General features: G+C 68.6%; 17 protein-coding genes. 9 read left to right on the forward strand and 8 right to left on the reverse strand.

Going from position 1 to position 18,641, the window contains the following annotated elements; translation table 11 throughout:
• The first annotated feature begins 138 nt into the window (after nucleotides 1-138).
• The gene (locus KUM44_RS47265; RefSeq protein WP_217211560.1) at nucleotides 139-666 is read left to right on the forward strand and encodes a YcxB family protein; all 528 of its coding nucleotides are present in this window, start codon (nucleotides 139-141) and stop codon (nucleotides 664-666) included.
• A gap of 102 nt (nucleotides 667-768) precedes the next feature.
• On the opposite strand, the gene KUM44_RS25925 is transcribed toward KUM44_RS47265, so the two are convergent.
• The 4 genes from KUM44_RS25925 to argG form a co-directional block, all read right to left on the reverse strand.
• The gene (locus tag KUM44_RS25925; RefSeq protein ID WP_217211561.1) at nucleotides 769-2,298 is read right to left on the reverse strand and encodes a UDP-N-acetylglucosamine 1-carboxyvinyltransferase; all 1,530 of its coding nucleotides are present in this window, start codon (nucleotides 2,296-2,298) and stop codon (nucleotides 769-771) included.
• A gap of 65 nt (nucleotides 2,299-2,363) precedes the next feature.
• The gene (locus KUM44_RS25930) at nucleotides 2,364-2,561 is read right to left on the reverse strand and encodes a DUF4236 domain-containing protein (protein ID WP_217211563.1); all 198 of its coding nucleotides are present in this window, start codon (nucleotides 2,559-2,561) and stop codon (nucleotides 2,364-2,366) included.
• A gap of 70 nt (nucleotides 2,562-2,631) precedes the next feature.
• A complete protein-coding gene (locus KUM44_RS25935) occupies nucleotides 2,632-3,171 on the reverse strand; it encodes an AAA family ATPase (RefSeq protein WP_217211564.1) in 540 nt (179 codons plus the stop codon).
• Between the two features lie 118 nt (nucleotides 3,172-3,289).
• Nucleotides 3,290-4,744 carry an argininosuccinate synthase gene (gene argG, locus KUM44_RS25940; protein WP_217211565.1) on the reverse strand — a complete coding sequence of 485 codons (1,455 nt, stop codon included), beginning with the start codon at nucleotides 4,742-4,744 and terminating at the stop codon, nucleotides 3,290-3,292.
• Nucleotides 4,745-4,993: 249 nt separating this feature from the next.
• Here argG and acnA point away from each other — a divergent pair, with 249 nt between their 5' ends.
• Together acnA and KUM44_RS25950 are read left to right on the forward strand one after the other, a co-directional pair.
• The gene (acnA, locus tag KUM44_RS25945) at nucleotides 4,994-7,711 is read left to right on the forward strand and encodes an aconitate hydratase AcnA (RefSeq protein ID WP_374202074.1); all 2,718 of its coding nucleotides are present in this window, start codon (nucleotides 4,994-4,996) and stop codon (nucleotides 7,709-7,711) included.
• Between the two features lie 356 nt (nucleotides 7,712-8,067).
• Nucleotides 8,068-8,265 carry a DUF397 domain-containing protein gene (locus KUM44_RS25950; RefSeq protein ID WP_308402722.1) on the forward strand — a complete coding sequence of 66 codons (198 nt, stop codon included), beginning with the start codon at nucleotides 8,068-8,070 and terminating at the stop codon, nucleotides 8,263-8,265.
• Between the two features lie 268 nt (nucleotides 8,266-8,533).
• Here the strand turns inward: KUM44_RS25950 and KUM44_RS25955 are convergent, their stop codons facing one another.
• Both KUM44_RS25955 and KUM44_RS25960 read right to left on the reverse strand, forming a co-directional pair.
• Nucleotides 8,534-8,962: a hypothetical protein gene (locus KUM44_RS25955; protein WP_217211567.1), complete on the reverse strand. Its 429-nt coding sequence runs from the start codon at nucleotides 8,960-8,962 to the stop codon at nucleotides 8,534-8,536.
• A gap of 45 nt (nucleotides 8,963-9,007) precedes the next feature.
• Entirely contained in the window at nucleotides 9,008-9,868 is an 861-nt protein-coding gene (locus tag KUM44_RS25960; protein WP_217211569.1) for a helix-turn-helix transcriptional regulator, read from the reverse strand.
• A gap of 537 nt (nucleotides 9,869-10,405) precedes the next feature.
• On the opposite strand from KUM44_RS25960, the gene KUM44_RS25965 reads away from it, so the two are divergent.
• On the forward strand, nucleotides 10,406-11,506 hold the full coding sequence (locus KUM44_RS25965; RefSeq protein ID WP_254390085.1) for a lytic polysaccharide monooxygenase: 1,101 nt from the start codon (nucleotides 10,406-10,408) through the stop codon (nucleotides 11,504-11,506).
• Nucleotides 11,507-11,686: 180 nt separating this feature from the next.
• On the opposite strand, the gene KUM44_RS25970 is transcribed toward KUM44_RS25965, so the two are convergent.
• Nucleotides 11,687-12,712 (reverse strand): acetylxylan esterase, encoded by a 1,026-nt coding sequence (locus KUM44_RS25970; RefSeq protein ID WP_217211619.1) that lies wholly within the window; start codon nucleotides 12,710-12,712, stop codon nucleotides 11,687-11,689.
• Between the two features lie 185 nt (nucleotides 12,713-12,897).
• Between KUM44_RS25970 and KUM44_RS25975 the strand changes: the two genes are divergently transcribed.
• Genes KUM44_RS25975 through KUM44_RS25995 form a run of 5 tightly spaced genes read left to right on the forward strand, consistent with a single transcriptional unit; the run spans nucleotide 12,898 to nucleotide 17,349 of the window.
• Nucleotides 12,898-13,890, forward strand: coding sequence for a sugar ABC transporter permease (locus tag KUM44_RS25975; protein WP_217211571.1), 993 nt, complete (start codon nucleotides 12,898-12,900; stop codon nucleotides 13,888-13,890).
• Nucleotides 13,884-14,756: a carbohydrate ABC transporter permease gene (locus KUM44_RS25980; protein ID WP_217211572.1), complete on the forward strand. Its 873-nt coding sequence runs from the start codon at nucleotides 13,884-13,886 to the stop codon at nucleotides 14,754-14,756. The genes KUM44_RS25975 and KUM44_RS25980 overlap by 7 nt, the downstream gene beginning before the upstream one ends.
• Nucleotides 14,757-14,783: 27 nt before the next feature.
• Complete coding sequence (locus KUM44_RS25985) at nucleotides 14,784-16,448, forward strand: extracellular solute-binding protein (RefSeq protein ID WP_308402719.1); 1,665 nt, start codon at nucleotides 14,784-14,786, stop codon at nucleotides 16,446-16,448.
• Nucleotides 16,445-17,131, forward strand: a complete 687-nt coding sequence (locus KUM44_RS25990) for a hypothetical protein (RefSeq protein WP_217211574.1) — start codon at nucleotides 16,445-16,447, stop codon at nucleotides 17,129-17,131. Before KUM44_RS25985 ends, KUM44_RS25990 begins: the two co-directional genes overlap by 4 nt.
• Nucleotides 17,128-17,349 carry a Beta-galactosidase C-terminal domain gene (locus KUM44_RS25995; protein ID WP_254390086.1) on the forward strand — a complete coding sequence of 74 codons (222 nt, stop codon included), beginning with the start codon at nucleotides 17,128-17,130 and terminating at the stop codon, nucleotides 17,347-17,349. Before KUM44_RS25990 ends, KUM44_RS25995 begins: the two co-directional genes overlap by 4 nt.
• Here the strand turns inward: KUM44_RS25995 and KUM44_RS26000 are convergent.
• On the reverse strand, nucleotides 17,298-18,542 hold the full coding sequence (locus tag KUM44_RS26000) for a VWA-like domain-containing protein (RefSeq protein WP_217211621.1): 1,245 nt from the start codon (nucleotides 18,540-18,542) through the stop codon (nucleotides 17,298-17,300). The genes KUM44_RS25995 and KUM44_RS26000 overlap by 52 nt on opposite strands.
• Nucleotides 18,543-18,641: the final 99 nt, after the last annotated feature.

Consider the following 18,641-nt stretch of genomic DNA (forward strand, 5'->3'; position numbering starts at 1 on the left):
CGTAGATCACGCCGCCGCCTACCCGGGCGGGACTCGGCTTCCGCCGGGCCCGACGAGGCATGGCCCCGGCCCTGGCCCGGCTGTCGGCGGGACCCGTTACGATCGCGCCCCGGCAATGCGACGATCTGGGGAAAGACCGTGCGGGATACGAGCACGGTGGAGCTGGCCTACGTGCCGACGACCGCGGACGTGACGGGGGCACTCCGCGAGCGGATGCGGGCCACACCGGCGGGGCGGGTGCAGGGCGGGGTCATTCTCGCCGGCGCGATCGTGGTGTCGGGTGCTCTCGTCGTGAACTTCACAGGGCCGAAGGGGCCGAGCCTCAGGTCGACGGTTCTCTGCGTCGCCGCGCTGGCCCTGTGCGTGGGTGTGTATGTGCTGGTGCCCGTCCTTCAGGGGCGGCAGGTGCAGCGGATGGTCGCCCTGCAAGGGGAGTTCCGGGCTGTTGTGGACGACACCGGGGTGCGGGTGACCTCGCGGGACAGCGAGACGACGTACCGATGGCCGATGATCACCCGGTACGCGGAGACAGGCGCCCTCTTCGTGCTGATGACACCCGACAAGCACAGCGTCGGCATCGTCGTCCTCCCCAAGCGCGGCACCGCCACACCGGCGGATGCCGAACGGTTGCGGGCCATCCTCGACCGGAACGCGACGCGGGTCTGAACCAAGGGCCGCCCCTGGAGCGCAGAGAGCACGGAGATGCCGCCGCACCCTCCCCGGCCTCGCAGTCGCGCGGCTCAGAAAGGGCGCGGCGGCATCGTCGACTCAGATGTCCCGGAAGATCTCGATCTGCGCCCCGATGGAGTTCAACCGCTCGGCGAGGTCCTCGTAACCCCGGTTGATGACATAGACGTTGCGCAGGACGGACGTGCCCTCCGCCGCCATCATCGCCAGCAGCACGACCACGGCGGGCCGCAGTGCGGGTGGGCACATCATCTCGGCGGCGCGCCAGCGGGTCGGGCCCTCGACCAGGACGCGGTGCGGGTCCAGCAGCTGGAGGCGGCCGCCGAGGCGGTTGAGGTCGGTCAGGTAGATCGCGCGGTTGTCGTAGACCCAGTCGTGGATCAGCGTCTTGCCGGACGCGACGGCCGCGATGGCCGCGAAGAACGGGACGTTGTCGATGTTCAGGCCCGGGAACGGCATCGGGTGGATCTTGTCGATCGGCGCCTCCAGCTTGGAGGGCCGGACGGTGAGGTCCACCAGCCGGGTACGGCCGTTGTCCGCGAAGTACTCGGGCGTGCGGTCGTGGTCGAGGCCCATCTCCTCCAGGACCGCCAGCTCGATCTCCAGGAACTCGATGGGTACGCGACACACCGTCAGCTCCGACTCCGTCACCACCGCGGCGGCCAGCAGGCTCATCGCCTCGACCGGGTCCTCGGAGGGGGAGTAGTCGACGTCCACGTCGATGTTCGCTACGCCGTGGACCGTGAGCGTCGTCGTGCCGATGCCCTCGACCCGGACACCGAGCGCCTCCAGGAAGAAGCAGAGGTCCTGGACCATGTAGTTGGAGGAGGCGTTGCGGATGACGGTGACGCCGTCGTGCCGCGCGGCGGCCAGCAGCGCGTTCTCGGTGACCGTGTCGCCGCGCTCGGTCAGGACGATCGGGCGGTCGGGGCGGACGGCACGGTCGACCACCGCGTGGTACTGGCCCTCCGTCGCCGCGACGTCCAGACCGAAGCGGCGCAGGGCGATCATGTGCGGCTCGATGGTCCGTGTGCCGAGGTCGCAGCCGCCGGCGTAGGGCAGCTTGAAGTGGTCCATGCGGTGCAGCAGCGGGCCGAGGAACATGATGATGGACCGCGTGCGTACGGCGGCCTCGGCGTCGATCGCCGCCATGTTCAGCTCGGCCGGCGGCACGATCTCCAGGTCGACACCGTCGTTGATCCAACGGGTGCGCACGCCGATGGAGTTGAGCACCTCCAGCAGGCGGTACACCTCCTCGATGCGGGCGACCCGGCGCAGCACTGTGCGCCCCTTGTTGAGCAGCGAGGCGCACAGCAGGGCCACGCAGGCGTTCTTGCTGGTCTTGACATCGATGGAACCGGACAGCCGACGTCCGCCGACAACCCGCAGATGCATCGGACCGGCGTAGCCGAGGGACACGATCTCGCTGTCCAGGGCTTCGCCGATTCGGGCGATCATCTCAAGGCTGATGTTCTGGTTGCCGCGCTCGATGCGGTTGACGGCGCTCTGGGAGGTGCCGAGCGCCTCGGCCAGCTGCGTCTGTGTCCAGCCACGGTGTTGCCGGGCGTCACGGATGAGCTTGCCGATGCGTACGAGGTAATCGTCTGCCATGGGACTGAGGTTATCTCAGATATGAGATGGAACATTCCCAGGGGGGCCGTTCGGGTGACGGGCTGTCAACGCCGCCTGGTGGTACGGGTACGACGCCACCCGAAAGGTCCGGGCAAATCCATCGATGTCGTACGACGTCCGGTACTGCTGTGCGTGCGCCGTGGCCCGTGCCTGCCACCGGTGGTGATGGACCAGGAGTGCCGGTTGATGTTCAGCCGCACTCCGGGCAGGATCCGAAAGCTCTTGCGGAATGTGAGGGGCACGGATGCCTCCCTCCGATGTCGGGGTACGTGTCTCCCGGTTACCCCGACTTGCCGAACTGATGGCAGCTCGTCACGGAGTGGCTGCGGAAACGGTGTCGGCGATCAGCCGGGCGACCTGCTGAGGGGAGAGCGGGGCGGTGTCGACGACCTCGGCCTCTCGGCTCAGCCAGGGCAGGGCGTCGCGGTAGGCGGCGCGATGGTCGAGTCGCCACTGCCGGGCGTTCGGGAACCGGGTGTTGGTCACGTCGTCCGTCTCGATCCGCCGGGTGAGCGTGTCCGGGTCGGAGTGGAGCACGAAGTGGTGGACCGGGATGCCCGCCTTCTCCAGGCCGGTGCGGATCTCCGTCCAGTACCGCTCGACGAGAACCGTCTGCGGCACGACGAGCGCCCCACCCAGGTAGCCGAGCAGTTGGGCGGCCGTCTCCACCACCAGGTGGCGCCACGGCGGCCAGTGCTGGAAGTCGCCCACCGAGGGGAGCTTCTGGACGTGCTGCAGCATGTAGCCGACGTATTCGGCGTCGAAGATCGTCGCGTCCGGCACGAGGTCGACCAACTCACCGGCGGTGGTGGTCTTGCCCGCGCCGAAGGTTCCGTTCAGCCAGATGATCATCCGGTGAGCCTAGTGGCGCGGGCTCGATTGAGGTGGGGGATGGCGGGGGATGACCTGAAAAGGCCGGCCCGACGCCCGTGGCGTCGAACCGGCCTTTTCGATGGTCCGTCCCGGCGGATCAGTCCGTGCCGGACTCCATCGCCGCGCGGTCCAGCAGCGCGTCCTCCTCGGAGACCTCGCCGCGGGAGGCGATGGCCTCGGCGCCGCCCTCGGGCAGCTCCGGCATGGTGCCGATCAGGCCGGTCGCGGCGGCCTGGGAGGCGCCGACGGTGGGGCTGCCGGTGCCGATCAGGCCGAGGCCGACGTACTGCTCCAGCTTGGCGCGCGAGTCGGCGATGTCGAGGTTGCGCATGGTGAGCTGGCCGATCCGGTCCACCGGGCCGAAGGCCGAGTCCTCGGTGCGCTCCATGGAGAGCTTGTCCGGGTGGTAGCTGAACGCCGGACCGGTGGTGTCGAGGATCGAGTAGTCCTCGCCGCGCCGCAGCCGCAGGGTGACCTCGCCGGTGATCGCGGCGCCGACCCAGCGCTGGAGCGACTCACGGATCATCAGGGCCTGCGGGTCCAGCCAGCGGCCCTCGTACATCAGGCGGCCGAGGCGCCGGCCCTCGTTGTGGTACTGGGCGAGGGTGTCCTCGTTGTGGATCGCGTTGACCAGCCGCTCGTACGCGGTGTGCAGCAGGGCCATGCCGGGCGCCTCGTAGATGCCGCGGCTCTTGGCCTCGATGATCCGGTTCTCGATCTGGTCCGACATGCCGAGGCCGTGTCGGCCGCCGATGGCGTTGGCCTCCATCACCAGGTCGACGGCGGTGGCGAACTCCTTGCCGTTGATGGTCACCGGGCGGCCCTGCTCGAAGCCGATCGTCACGTCCTCGGTGGCGATCTCGACCGACGGGTCCCAGAACCGGACGCCCATGATCGGCTCGACCGTCTCGATGCCGGTGTCCAGGTGCTCCAGGGTCTTGGCCTCGTGGGTGGCGCCCCAGATGTTGGCGTCGGTGGAGTACGCCTTCTCCGTCGCGTCCCGGTAGGGCAGGCCGTGGGCGACCAGCCACTCCGACATCTCCTTGCGGCCGCCGAGCTCGGTCACGAAGTTCGCGTCCAGCCAGGGCTTGTAGATCCGCAGGTGGGGGTTGGCGAGCAGGCCGTAGCGGTAGAACCGCTCGATGTCGTTGCCCTTGTAGGTCGAGCCGTCGCCCCAGATCTGGACGTCGTCCTCCAGCATCGCCCGCACCAGCAGCGTGCCGGTGACGGCACGGCCCAGCGGCGTGGTGTTGAAGTACGCCCGCCCGCCGGAGCGGATGTGGAACGCGCCGCACGTCAGCGCGGCCAGGCCCTCCTCGACCAGCGCCGCGCGGCAGTCGACCAGACGCGCGACCTCGGCGCCGTAGGTCTTGGCGCGGCCGGGCACCGAGGCGATGTCGGGCTCGTCGTACTGGCCGATGTCGGCGGTGTAGGTGCACGGGACGGCGCCCTTGTCGCGCATCCAGGCGACCGCGACCGAGGTGTCGAGACCGCCCGAGAAGGCGATGCCGACGCGCTCGCCGGTGGGCAGGGAGGTGAGGACCTTGGACATAGGAAGAGTATGCATGAAGGCGCATGGTCATGCAAAGGGCGCATGTCGAAGCCCCGGGACATGACCATCCCGGCCCCATGTACTAGAGTTATCTCGACATCGAGATATCTGCCGAGGCGTACCGCAGCCGCACGCGTCATCGAGTCCGGCGGTAAGGGTTACCTAACTTAGCCTGACCTTAGCGGATCGGCCAAGACATCGTGGCGGCAGGATGCGGTGGGAACGCGCACATCAATGAAGGAGACTGTCGTGTCGGCGAACAGCTTCGACGCCCGCAGCACGCTGAGCGTGGGCGACGAGTCGTACGAGATCTTCCGGCTGGACAAGGTCGAGGGCGCCGCGCGCCTCCCCTACAGCCTGAAGGTGCTGCTGGAGAACCTCCTCCGCACCGAGGACGGCGCGAACATCACCGCCGACCACATCCGCGCCCTCGGCGGCTGGGACTCCCAGGCCCAGCCGTCGCAGGAGATCCAGTTCACGCCGGCCCGCGTGATCATGCAGGACTTCACCGGCGTGCCCTGTGTCGTCGACCTCGCCACCATGCGTGAGGCCGTGAAGGCCCTCGGCGGCGACCCGGCGAAGGTCAACCCCCTCTCGCCGGCCGAGATGGTCATCGACCACTCCGTCATCGCCGACAAGTTCGGCACGTCGGACGCCTTCAAGCAGAACGTGGACCTGGAGTACGGCCGCAACAAGGAGCGCTACCAGTTCCTGCGCTGGGGCCAGACCGCCTTCGACGACTTCAAGGTCGTCCCGCCGGGCACCGGCATCGTCCACCAGGTGAACATCGAGCACCTGGCGCGCACGGTCATGGTGCGTAACGGCCAGGCCTACCCCGACACCCTCGTCGGCACCGACTCGCACACCACCATGGTCAACGGCCTCGGCGTCCTCGGCTGGGGCGTCGGCGGCATCGAGGCCGAGGCCGCGATGCTCGGCCAGCCGGTCTCGATGCTCATCCCGCGCGTCGTCGGCTTCAAGCTGACCGGCGAGCTCACCCCCGGCACCACCGCCACCGACCTCGTGCTGACCATCACCGAGATGCTCCGCAAGCACGGTGTCGTCGGCAAGTTCGTCGAGTTCTACGGCGAGGGCGTCGCCGCCACCTCCCTCGCGAACCGCGCCACCATCGGCAACATGTCGCCGGAGTTCGGCTCGACCGCCGCGATCTTCCCGATCGACGACGAGACCATCAAGTACCTGAAGCTCACCGGACGCTCCGAGCAGCAGCTCGCGCTCGTCGAGGCGTACGCCAAGGAGCAGGGCCTCTGGCTGGACCCGAAGGCCGAGCCGGACTTCTCCGAGAAGCTGGAGCTCGACCTGTCCACGGTCGTTCCCTCCATCGCCGGCCCGAAGCGCCCGCAGGACCGCATCGTCCTCGCCAATGCCGCCGAGCAGTTCAAGCAGGACGTCCGCAACTACGTGGACTCCGTGGACGAGGCGGGCCAGGAGTCCTTCCCGGCCTCCGACGCCCCGGCCGTCGCCCCGAACGGGGCCCCGTCCAACCCGGTCACCGTGACCGCCCCCGACGGCTCGACGTACGAGATCGACCACGGTGCGGTGACGGTCGCGGCCATCACCTCCTGCACCAACACCTCCAACCCGTACGTCATGGTCGCCGCCGCGCTCGTCGCGAAGAAGGCCGTGGAGAAGGGTCTGACGCGCAAGCCCTGGGTCAAGACCACCCTGGCGCCCGGCTCGAAGGTCGTCACCGACTACTTCGACAAGGCCGGTCTGACGCCGTACCTCGACAAGGTCGGCTTCAACCTCGTCGGCTACGGCTGCACCACCTGCATCGGCAACTCCGGCCCGCTGCCGGAGGAGGTGTCCAAGGCCGTCAACGACCACGACCTCGCGGTCACCTCGGTCCTCTCCGGCAACCGGAACTTCGAGGGCCGTATCAACCCCGACGTCAAGATGAACTACCTGGCCTCCCCGCCGCTGGTCGTCGCGTACGCCATCGCGGGCTCCATGAAGGTGGACATCACGCGTGACGCCCTGGGCGCCGACCAGGACGGCAACCCGGTCTTCCTGAAGGACATCTGGCCCTCCGAGGCCGAGGTCAACGACGTCGTCGCCAACGCCATCGGCGAGGACATGTTCTCCAAGTCGTACGAGGACGTGTTCGCCGGTGACGCCCAGTGGCAGGCGCTGTCGATCCCGACCGGCGACACCTTCGAGTGGGACGCCGAGTCGACCTACGTCCGCAAGCCCCCGTACTTCGAGGGCATGACGATGGAGACCACCCCGGTCTCCGACATCACGGGCGCCCGGGTCCTGGCCAAGCTGGGCGACTCGGTCACCACCGACCACATCTCGCCCGCCGGCGCCATCAAGGCCGACACCCCGGCCGGCAAGTACCTCACGGAGCACGGCGTCGAGCGCCGCGACTTCAACAGCTACGGCTCCCGCCGCGGCAACCACGAGGTCATGATCCGCGGTACGTTCGCCAACATCCGCCTGCGCAACCAGATCGCGCCGGGCACCGAGGGCGGCTACACCCGTGACTTCACGCAGGAGGGCGGCCCGGTCTCCTTCATCTACGACGCCTCGCAGAACTACCAGGCCGCCGGCACCCCGCTGGTCATCCTGGGCGGCAAGGAGTACGGCTCCGGCTCGTCCCGCGACTGGGCGGCCAAGGGCACGGCCCTCCTCGGCGTCAAGGCCGTCATCACCGAGTCGTACGAGCGCATCCACCGCTCGAACCTCATCGGCATGGGCGTCCTGCCGCTCCAGTTCCCGGCCGGCCAGTCGGCCGACTCGCTCGGCCTGACCGGCGAGGAGACCTTCTCCATCAGCGGCGTGACCGAGCTGAACAACGGCACCACCCCGAGCACGGTCAAGGTCACCACCGACACGGGCGTCGAGTTCGACGCGGTCGTCCGCATCGACACCCCCGGTGAGGCCGACTACTACCGCAACGGCGGCATCATGCAGTACGTGCTGCGCAGCCTGATCCGCAAGTAAGCGGTACGGCACGGCGGTTGAGGGCCGCATCCCCGGCGAGGGGGGTGCGGCCCTCCGCTGTGCCCGCCCTCGCACGTCGGAGATCGCTCACATGACCGGAACGCGGATCTCCTGCCCATGAACTCGCCGTGAAACCACGGAACTTGAGCCAACCGCAGCGCAACCCGGTTCCCCGAGGACTAACTTGGGAAAGCATTTGTTGGGCCAACTGGCTTGCGGAAACCGTGTCATCGCTCGGGTGCCGTGCGCGGTTCCCAGCTCTGACGTAGGGGTATTCGCCTGCGGTGGTGCACAACCGTCCACTAACATGGACGGGCACCGTCCAGGCGCATCGGGGGAGCAGGGGGGCTGAGGTGGTGCATAAGGGGAAACCCTTGTGGCGCAAGAGCAGCCTGTGCGGCAACGAGAACGAATGCGTGGAGGTCGCCGTGGGGGAGGGCACAGTGCTCACGCGTGACTCCAAGAAGCCGCAGCGCGCGCCTCTGTGTTTCACCAGCCCTGCCTGGACGGAGTTCCTCCATGCGTTGACGCAGGGGGAGCTGGACGGCCCATGACGTTCGTGACAAGCCATCGGCGGTAGGTAGGGGGCCTCTATGGGTGCCGAGGCATCTGCAGTGCAGCACTCGGGGAAGGGCGAGGGAAAACGGTCCGTGATCCTGAGCGGAGCCCTCACCTTCTCGCTCGGCGCGGGTGCGCTGGCGACGGTGAGCGCCGCTCTCGCGTCCCTGCTCGTAGACAGCGTTCTCGCCAAGCGGATTCTGTGGGTCGTCGTGGCCGTGGCCGTCGCCGTCGGAGCGGGGTTGTGGCGAGCCGGACACACCGCTATGACGTCCCCACCTGATTCTGATCGCCTTCCGCAGGATTCGAGGACGAGTTCTCCGCGGTAGTGCCTCCGGGCTGGCGGCGCGCCGACAGCCGCTTCCTCCACCACCGCGACACCAGGCCGGTGATGCCGGATGCTCCCAGCAGCGTGGCGGCGATCGTGCCGATCCGCGACCAGGGGAACTTCAGGTCACCGGCCGCCTGGACTATGAGGAGTGTCGCCGCGGCCAGCACCACCAGCGCCACCAGGCCCAGCACTCCGAGACGGGTCACGAGCCTGAGCTTCATGGCACCGCGGGCGTTCTCTATCTCTATGAGGTGCTTCGTCTGCGCGGGGTCCTGTATGGCCTGCGCCTTGACGTCGTCGTCGTTGAGTCCGGATGCCCCGAGTACGCTCTGCAGGCCCTGCCATATCGACCTGAAGACCACGTTGGTCCTCCCCCTGGTTCCACGACCAGAAAAGGCGCCGCAGATCTAGCGGGCCGCGAGGTCTTGCTTGATGCGACCGATGAGGTCGAGTGACTCGGTGCCACCGAGCGCCAGATCCATCAGCGTCTGGAAGCACTCCTGGTAACGGGCCAGCAGCTCCAGGTCCTCGCCGCCGGTCATACTGCCCGCGGCGTGCTCCAGATACAGCAGGTCGTCGTCGTCGGAGAAGCCCAGCAGGACGAAGCTGCCGAGTGTGCTGTAGTGGGCCCCGGCCTCGAAGGGCAGTACGCGCACGGTGACCCCGTCCCGCGCACCGAAGTCGAGCAGCTGCTGCAACTGCTCGTCCAGCACCGCCTTTCCGCCGATCTGCCGCCGAACCGCCGCCTCGTCCAGGACGAACGTCGCGTCGAGGCCGGCGGCACCCTCGAACATCCTGCGCTGCCGCTCCATCCTCAAGGCCACGACCCGGCCGGTTCGTTTGGGGGCCAGGCCACGAGGGGCGAGCAGCGCCTCGGCGTATCCGCGGGTCTGTAGATGTCCGGGGATAACGATGGGGTGATACGTCTGAAGGGACGTCGCCGCGCTCTCGTAGCCCAAGTACTGGGCGAACTGGGGCGTCATCACGTCGTGATACCGGGACCACCAGCTGGGCCCCTTGCTGCCCCGGGCCGCCTCCTCCAGTTGGTTCACCATGTCCCGGTCAGTGACCTCGTACAGGGCCAGCAGTGCCCGCAGGTCGCTCACGGACACGCTGACGGTACCGGTCTCGACCCGGATGAGCTTGGACTGCGACCACTCCACCCGCTCGGCTGCCTCACGCTGGGTCAGACCCGTGCGCTCACGCGCCTGCCGCAAGGCGAGACGTAGTTTGCGCCGGTTGAGGCTGGGGTCCACGGGGGGTGTCATCGCCGCTCCTTCGTCTGTGCGCGCCTACCCTGGTTTCGGTCGGCCATGCACAGAAAGCTCCTAGCATTTTGCATGGTTCATTATGCATAGAGCTAACGGGCTGGAGCTGATACCCGCTTGCGGCAGACAAGGGACCGGCGGTACGCGGCAGGGCTACCGAGGCGGTGTGAGCTGCACCGCTGCCGCGACTCCCATGCATCACTGGAACGTCTGAGCCGGCGTCTGTGCTCCCGGGGAGACGTTCTCCGGTGCCGAATCGTGGAAGCAAGGGGGGCTCAACGGGCGCACGAAACGACCGCCCGGCGCGGCGCGTCGCGCCCGGCGCACGTGCCGAGGAGCCGTGACGGTGCCGTCCTCGTGCGTCAGGCGTTTACAACCACGCCTCTCGGCGCTACCTTCCGCAACAGACGGGATGGGAGCGCTCCCATGAGCGGTGGACCGGAACCCGCCGCCCGGACCGCTCCCATCCCGGCGTCCGCACGCGCACCGATACACGCATCCGCACGGCCCGTACCTCAAGGAAGGGATCAGCCTGTCATGATCCTGACAAATGTCAGGGCGCCGGGCGCCTCAGGCGCTCCGCGCCGATTAGGCCACCCCACCCGCGCCAAAGCCCTCTTCCTCGTCCTGGTCTCCCTGCTCGCCACGATCCCGGCGCTCGCGCTCGTGATGTCGGCCGGCAGCGAGGCGGAGGCCCACGGCACCCCCATGAAGCCCGGCAGCCGCACCTTCCTGTGCTGGCAGGACGGCCTCACCGACACCGGTGAGATCAAGCCCGTCAATCCGGCGTGCAGGACGGCCCAACAGGTCAGCGGCACCACCCCGTTCTACAACTGGTTCTCCGTGCTGCGCTCCGACGGCGCCGGCCGCACCCGCGGCTTCGTGCCCGACGGCGAGCTGTGCAGCGGCGGCAACACCAACTTCACCGGCTTCAACACACCCAGCAACGACTGGCCGCTCACCCACCTCACCTCGGGCGCGACCGTCGACTTCTCCTACAACGCCTGGGCCGCGCACCCGGGTTGGTTCCACGTCTACATCACCAAGGACGGCTTCGACCCCAGGCAGACCCTCACCTGGGACGACATGGAGGAGCGGCCCTTCCTCTCGGTCGACCACCCGCCGCTCAACGGCTCCCCGGGCACGGTCGAGGCCAACTACTCCTGGTCCGGGCAGCTTCCGGCGAACAAGTCGGGCCGCCACATCATCTACATGGTCTGGCAGCGCTCGGACAGCGCGGAGACCTTCTACTCCTGCTCCGACATCGTCTTCGACGGCGGCAACGGCGAGGTCACCGGTATCAAGGAGCCAGGCAGCCCGACCGACCCGGTGCCCGGCGAGTGCTCCGCCACCCGCCGCACGACCGGTACTTGGTCCGGCGGCTACCAGTCCGAGGTGACCGTCACCAACTCCGGCGACGTTCCGATGCTCGGCTGGATGGTCGACTGGACGCTTCCCACGGGGCAGAAGGTCGAGAGCCTGTGGAGCGGCAACGCCACCTATACCGGTCAGGGCGTGATGGTCCACAACGCCGACTGGAACGGCTCCCTCGATCCGGGAGAGAGCGCGACCTTCGGTTACGTCGTCTCCGGCTCCGGTGGCGACAGTGCGACGACCCTGCCCTGCCGGGTGGGCTGAACCGCGGCTCGGGGCGGACCCGGTGGACGAGCGAGCCGCTGTCCACCGGGTCCGCGAGCCGGACGGGCCAGAGGGGGGAAGTGGGGCCGTCCGGATGGTGCGTGGCTGGTGCGAGACCAAGCTGCGACAACGTTGTCGAATGGTCTGTACATGACTCTACCGCCTCAACGGGCAACGACGTCAAGCGGGTTGCCCGTCCAGCCGTCCTCTCGGCGTGCCCGGCTCCAACACCTCGGCCAACCAGCTCAGTTGGCGCCGCACATGCACCGCGTCGCCGCCCTCGTGGCCGTTGAACCGATAGGCGTGGATCTCCTTGCGCGGCTCGGTGTCCGACAGTTCCGCATAGTGGTTGAAGGCGCCGTACGCCCCGCTCGGCGGGCACACCGTGTCGCGCAGGCCGACCCCGAAGTGGGCCGGGGCGTGGGCGCGCCGGGCGAAGGAGATCCCCTCCATGTAGGAGAGCGTGTCGTAGGCGGCCCGCTCGGCGTCCCGGTGCACCGAGAGGTACGCGGTGATCTCGCCGTACGGCGACGCGTCGGTGAGGTCGAGTGCGCGGCGGATGCCGCACAGGAACGGGGCGGTGACCAGGAGCGCGGCGAGGTCGGGGACGAGGCCCGCGACGGCCAGGGCGAGTCCGCCGCCCTGGCTGTTGCCGACGGCCGCGATCCGTGAGCCGTCCACGCCGGGCAGTACGCGTACTGCCGCGACCGCCCGTACCGCGTCCGTGATCAGGCGGCGGTAGTGGTAGTCCTGAGGCGCGAGCAGGCCGCGCACGGCCGGGGCCGGGCCGCCCGGCGCCGTGGCGTGCGGGTCGGGGGTGGCGCCGCCGTTACCGTACTGGTCGCCCTGGCCCCTGTTGTCCATCAGCAGATGCGCGTACCCGGCGTTCACCCAGGTGAGCCGCTCGTGCGGGAGGCCGCGGCCCCGGCCGTAGCCGGCGTACTCGACGACGGCCGGCAGTGGTTCGCGCACCCCGGCCGGTCTGCTGAACCAGGCCCGCACCGGGTCGCCGGCGAACCCCCGGAAGGTCACGTCCCAGGTCTCCGTGAGCCGCAGGCCCGTCTCCACCGGTTCGCACGACGCCAACACCTCGTGCCGGTCCGCCTCCTTGAGGGTGTCGTGCCAGAACTCGTCGAAGTCGGCCGGCTCCTGGAGGTCGGGTCGGTAGCGCTCCAGGTCCGTCAACGGCAGGTCGAACGCGGGCAACATGGCCTCCGATTGTTGCGCTTCTTCATCAGAATGTTTCGTAACCTCTGGCTCGTCCCAGTCTCTGCCTCCTCAACTGGCCTTCCCCGTCAGCCCCATTGACAGCCATTACACCCGCCCCTAACCTCGCCGCAAAGTTGCCGGTACGACTCCGAAACTTTCGGTGCCACCGGGAGGCCACCTGCATGAGCACCTCCACCACCTCGGCTCCACCGCCCGGCACCAAGGGGGCGCCGCCGACCAAGGCCCCACCCCGCCGGGGGCGGCGCGCGACGCGCGTCGGCTGGCGCCGGGCGCTGCGCCGGGACTGGCAGCTGTACTCGCTGGCCGTGCTGCCGCTGCTGTTCTTCCTGGTCTTCCGCTATCTGCCGATGCTCGGCAACGTGATCGCCTTCCGGCGCTTCGAACCGGGCGGCTCGATCTTCGGCGAGCAGTGGGTGGGCCTGCGCTATGTCGAGATGTTCCTGAGCGACCCCACCTTCTGGCAGGTGTTCCGCAACACCCTGTGGCTCGGCGGACTCACGCTCGTCTTCTGCTTCCCGATCCCGATCGTGCTCGCCCTGCTGCTCAACGAGGTGCGCAGACGTTCGCTGAAACGGTTCGTGCAGTCGGTGTCGTACCTGCCGCACTTCCTGTCGATCGTGATCGTCGCGGGCATCACCTTCCAGATGCTCGCCACGGACGGCCCGATCAACCACGTCCTGGGCTGGTTCGGGCACGACCCGATCCGGTTCATCCAGGAACCCGAGTGGTTCCGCACCATCTATGTCGGCTCCGAGATCTGGCAGACCGCCGGCTGGGGCACGATCCTCTACCTCGCCGCGCTCACCACCATCGACGAGGACCTGTACGAGGCCGCCCGCATCGACGGCGCCAACCGCTGGCAGCAGATCTGGCACGTCACCCTGCCCGGCATCCGCCCCACCATGATCACGCTGCTGATCCTCAACATCGGCACATTCCTGGCCGTCGGCTTCGAGAAGGTCCTGCTGCTGTACAACCCGTTGACCTATCCGAAGGCCGACGTGATCTCGACCTACCTCTACCGCGCGGGCGTCGAGTCCAACAGCTTCAGCTACGCCGCCGCCATCGGCCTGTTCGAGGCGATCATCGGCCTGGTGCTGATCACGTCCGCCAACCAGTTCTCGCGCCGCACAGTGGGGACCAGCCTGTGGTGAAGCCGAGCCGCTCCTACCGCGTCTTCCAGGGCGTCAACGGCATCGTTCTCACCCTGGTCGTGATCGTCACCCTCTACCCGTTCGCCAACATCATCGCCCGCTCGTTCAGCGCGGAGCGGCAGATCCGGGCCGGGGAGGTGACGCTGTGGCCCAAGGGGTTCAACCTCACCACGTACAAGATCGTGTTCCAGGACTCCATGTTCTGGCGGAACTACGGCAACACCGTGCTGTACACGGTGGTCGCCACGGCCGTCGCCATGGTCCTGACCACCTGTTACGCCTACGTCCTGTCGAAGAAGCACCTCAAGGGGCGCGGCGTGCTGGTCGGGGTCGCCGTCTTCACCATGTTCTTCACCGGCGGCCTGATCCCCAACTACGTCCTGGTCACCAGCCTCGGCCTGAAGAACAGCGTCTGGGCCATCGCGCTCCCCAACGCGATCAGCGTGTTCAACCTCCTGGTGATGAAGGCCTTCTTCGAGAGCCTGCCGACCGAACTGGAGGAGGCCGCGCAGATCGACGGGCTCAGTACGTACGGCATCCTGCTGAGGATCGTCCTGCCCCTGTCCAAGGCGGTCGTCGCGACGATGGTGCTGTTCTACTCGGTGTCCTTCTGGAACTCCTGGTTCAGCGCCTTCCTCTACATGGACAAGTCCGAGCTGATGCCGGTCACCGTCTATCTGCGCAACCTCATCTCCGGCGCCACCACGGGCGGCAACGCGGGCGCCGCCGACGCACAGCTCAGCCAGGTCGGGGCGAACATCCAGGCGGTCACGATCGTGCTGACCTCGCTGCCCATCCTCTGTGTCTATCCGTTCGTCCAGCGCTACTTCGTCTCGGGCGTGACGCTCGGCGCGGTCAAGGGCTGACGGTCAAGGGCTAACAAGGGAGTAACCGTGTCATCCGCGAACAACGCAGGACAGCTGTCACGGCGTCAGATCCTCGCCGCCGCCGGTTTCATCGGTCTCGCCACGCTCACCGGCTGCGGCAGCGGCGACGACGGCGGGGACTCCAAGGACCTGTCGAAGAAGAGAGACGGAGCGATGAAGGACTACCGCGCCGGTCAGCAGTTCAAGGCGACCGAGCCGCTGTCGTTCTCCGTCCTGCACAACAACAACCCGGTCTACCCGATGAAGGACAGTTGGCTGTTCTGGAAGGAGCTCACCCGGCGCACCGGGGTCACCTTCGAGCCCGTCGCCGTCCCTCTGGTCGACTACGAGAAGAAGCGCAGCGTCCTGATCGGCTCGGGCGACGCCCCGTTCCTGATCCCCAAGACCTACCACCCCTCCGAGGTCGCGTTCGTGTCGTCGGGCGCGATCCTCCCGGTCAGCGACTACGTGCACCTCATGCCCAACTTCCGGGACAAGGTCAAGCGCTGGAAGCTGGAGCCGGAACTCGACTCCATCCGGCAGTCCGACGGCAAGTTCTATCTGCTGCCCGGTCTGCACGAGAAGGTCAGATCCGGCTACTCGCTGGCCCTGCGCACGGACGTCCTCGACCGGCTCGGGCTGAGCCGGCCCAGCACCTGGGACGAGGTGTACGAGGTCTTCAAGGCGATCAAGGAGGAGTACCCGGACCGCTACCCGTTCTCCGACCGCTGGAGCAAGAACACGCCCTACCCGGCCGCCGCCCTCTTCAGCTACCTCGGCCAGGCGTACGGCGTCCGGGCGGGATGGACGTACGACAACATCAGCTGGGACGCGAACGCGCAGAAGTTCGTCTTCACCGCAGCGACGGACGCCTTCCGGCAGATGACCGAGTACGTGCGCAAGCTGGTCGCCGAGAAGCTGGTGGACCCGGAGAGCTTCACCCAGACCGATGACGAGGCCACGCAGAAGCTGCTGGGCGAGAAGTCCTTCGCGATCAGCGCCAACCCGCAGGAACTGGTGCAGAACTACCGCTTCAACCTCGAGAAGCAGGTCAAGGGCGCGAAGATCGAGATGATCCCGGTGCCGCTCGGGCCAGCCGGTCCCGTGGTGATGGGCGGCGCCCGGCTGGAGAACGGCGTCATGATCTCCAGCAAGGCGCTCAAGGGTGACAGCTTCGTCGCGATGATGCAGTTCGTGGACTGGCTGTGGTACTCGGACGAGGGCCAGCGGTTCGCGCGGTGGGGCGTCGAGGGTGTCACCTACACCCGCTCCGGCAGCAGGTACAAGTCCAAGCCGGGCATCAGCCTCATGGGTTCCGACCCGGACGCCCCGAAGGACATGCAGAAGGACTACGGCTTCTACAACGGCGTCTTCGCCTACGGCGGCAGCTGGGAAATCGTCTCCTCCATGTTCAGCCCCGACGAGAAGAAGTTCCAGGACGCCATGTCCCAGCGCGAACAGACACCCATCGCCCCGGCTCACCCGCTCCAGTCCTTCGAGCAGGAACAGGCCTCCCTGTGGGAGACACCGCTCAGGGACCACGTCACCCAGAACACCCTCAAGTTCGTCCTCGGCAAGCGCCCGATGTCCGAATGGGACGCGTACCTCGCCGAGCTGAAGGCGAAGAACATGCAGCGGTTCGTCGACCTGCACAACACGGCGTACGAACGCTTCAGGAAGGAGAACGGGTGAGCAGCGGCGCCCCCGCGGCCGGCTTCGGCACCGGAGCCCTCTCCCGCGCCGCCGCCCTGATCCACACCCTGGTCACCGTCGAGGCCCTGCTGCTCCTCGCCGCCGCACCCGGACTCGCCGGCCTGCTCCTCCTCGGCCCGGACCCGGCCAACCTGCCCCTGGCCGCCGTATGCCTGCTGCCGCTCGGCCCGGCCCTGTCCGCCGCCCTGTACGCCCTGCACCACCGCAGCCGCGACCTCACCGAACTGCACCCGGCCCGCACCTACGCACGCGGCTGGCGCCTCAACGCCCTCCCCGCCCTGAAACTCTGGGCACCCCTCCTCACCTGGGTGACGGTCATCGCCTTCACCCTCACCCACTTCTCCGCCACCGGCCTGCCCGGCTGGTGGGCGGTCCTGCTCGGCGTGATCGGCGCCGGCTCCCTGCTGTGGGGGGCGCACGCGCTGGTCCTCACCTCCCTGTTCACCTTCCGCACCCGCGACACCGCCCGTCTGGCCGCCTACTTCCTGGTCCGGCAGGCCCGCACCACCCTCGCCGCCGCTTCCCTGCTCGTCCTGGTGGCCGCGTCGACCGCCCTCCTGACCGAGGCCCTGCCCGCCCTGCTGGCCGCCCCGCTGCTGCTCTCCCTGCTGCACAGCAGCCGCCCGGTGATCGCCGAGACCCAGGAGGACTTCACGGCATGACAGCGCCGCGCACCCCGAAGATCCCGTACGGCGGCGACTACGACCACGCCCCCGAGCCGGCCCACCTGACCGCCCACACCACCGCCACCGACCTGCTGACCGGCAAGCGGGTCGAGGAGAGCGAGCCACTGACCCTCGACCCGCTGGGCGTGGTGATCCTCCGCCTTCAGCCGATGGTGACGACACGTGCCCAGGACGGCGGAGTGCCAGGGGCGTAGTCCGGGTCCCGCTCGTTCACGGCGCGGGCGGGACGAGGGAAGAGGCCGACGACGGTACGGCAGGACGGCTGCGCGGATGGCCATGGCGTCTGGCCGTCCGTCAGGGCGACGATCACGTCCGGGCGTGGCCGGGAGCGCAAGGCCCGGGCGAAACCCGAGCGCAGATCCGTTCCTCCGCCGCCGACCAGTTCGATGTCCTCGGCGCGGCAGATCGGGACGGCGATCCCCGCCGCCGCGTCGCAGGAGATCACCGAGACCAGGTCGCGCCGCCCGCCCACCGCCCGTGCGATCGCCGCCACCTCCAGCAGCGCCCCGCCCAGCTCGGCGTCGCTCACGGACCCGGAGGTGTCGATCACCACGCAGACCCGGGGCGGGGTACGGCGCAGGCTCGGCAGCAGCACCCCGGGGACAGCGGCCGAGCGCCGGGACGGACGCCGGTAGCTGTGGTTCTCGCCTGCCCCCGGCGCACCCGCCGCGGAGCGTACCGCCGCACCCAGCAACTGCCGCCAGGGCTGCGGCGGATGGAAGGCCTCGTCCGCCCAACGGCGCCATCCCTCCGGAGCGTCGCCCGGCCGTCCCTTGATCCCCTCGGAAACCCGGAAGCGCACCGCGTCCCGCTGCTGCCTGGTCAGCCCGTGGGCGCCCTCGGGTCCCAGCTCCCACGGCCGTTCCTGCCCGTCGGCACCGCTGCCGCAGTCCAGCCAGGCCAGGTCGGCGGCCAGTCCGGACAGCGACGCCGTCCGCAGGTACTCCTCCATCAGCAGCCCGTTGGGCAGCCGCAGCAGCGACGGGAGCACCGCCCCGGTGGGCCTGGGCAGGCCCTCGCCGTAGATGTCGTCGTTGATCTCGAAGTCGGCGGCGATGTTCCGTCGCAGTCTCCCCCAGCCTTCGGCCGGGGGGACCCCCATCTCGCTCCGCTCGCCCCGCCCGTACTCCTCGTTCTCCCGCGCATAGCGCTCGCCCCGCGCGTGGTGGTCCCGAAGCAGATGGGAGACCTCGTGCACCCAGACGCCCGCCAGCTCCTCCACCGGAGTGCGCGCCACGAAGCCGGGGGAGACGTAGCAGCGCCAGTGTGCGTCGACCGCCATCGTCGGTACCGACCGGTCCTCCACCACGTGCAGTGCGAAGAGGGCGGCGGCGAGGTAGGGGCGGACCTTGACGGCGTGCAGCCGGGCGGCCAACAACTTCTCCATGTCCAGCGGGAGTCCGGGCGGGTTGTCCGGCCCACCGGGACCGACCGGCGCCGCCGGGACGGTCGCCCGCACCGGGCGGGGCGGAGGAGGCGGGGGCAT

The organism is Streptomyces sp. AC550_RSS872, from assembly GCF_019049285.1.
Taxonomy (GTDB): Bacteria; Actinomycetota; Actinomycetes; order Streptomycetales; family Streptomycetaceae; genus Streptomyces.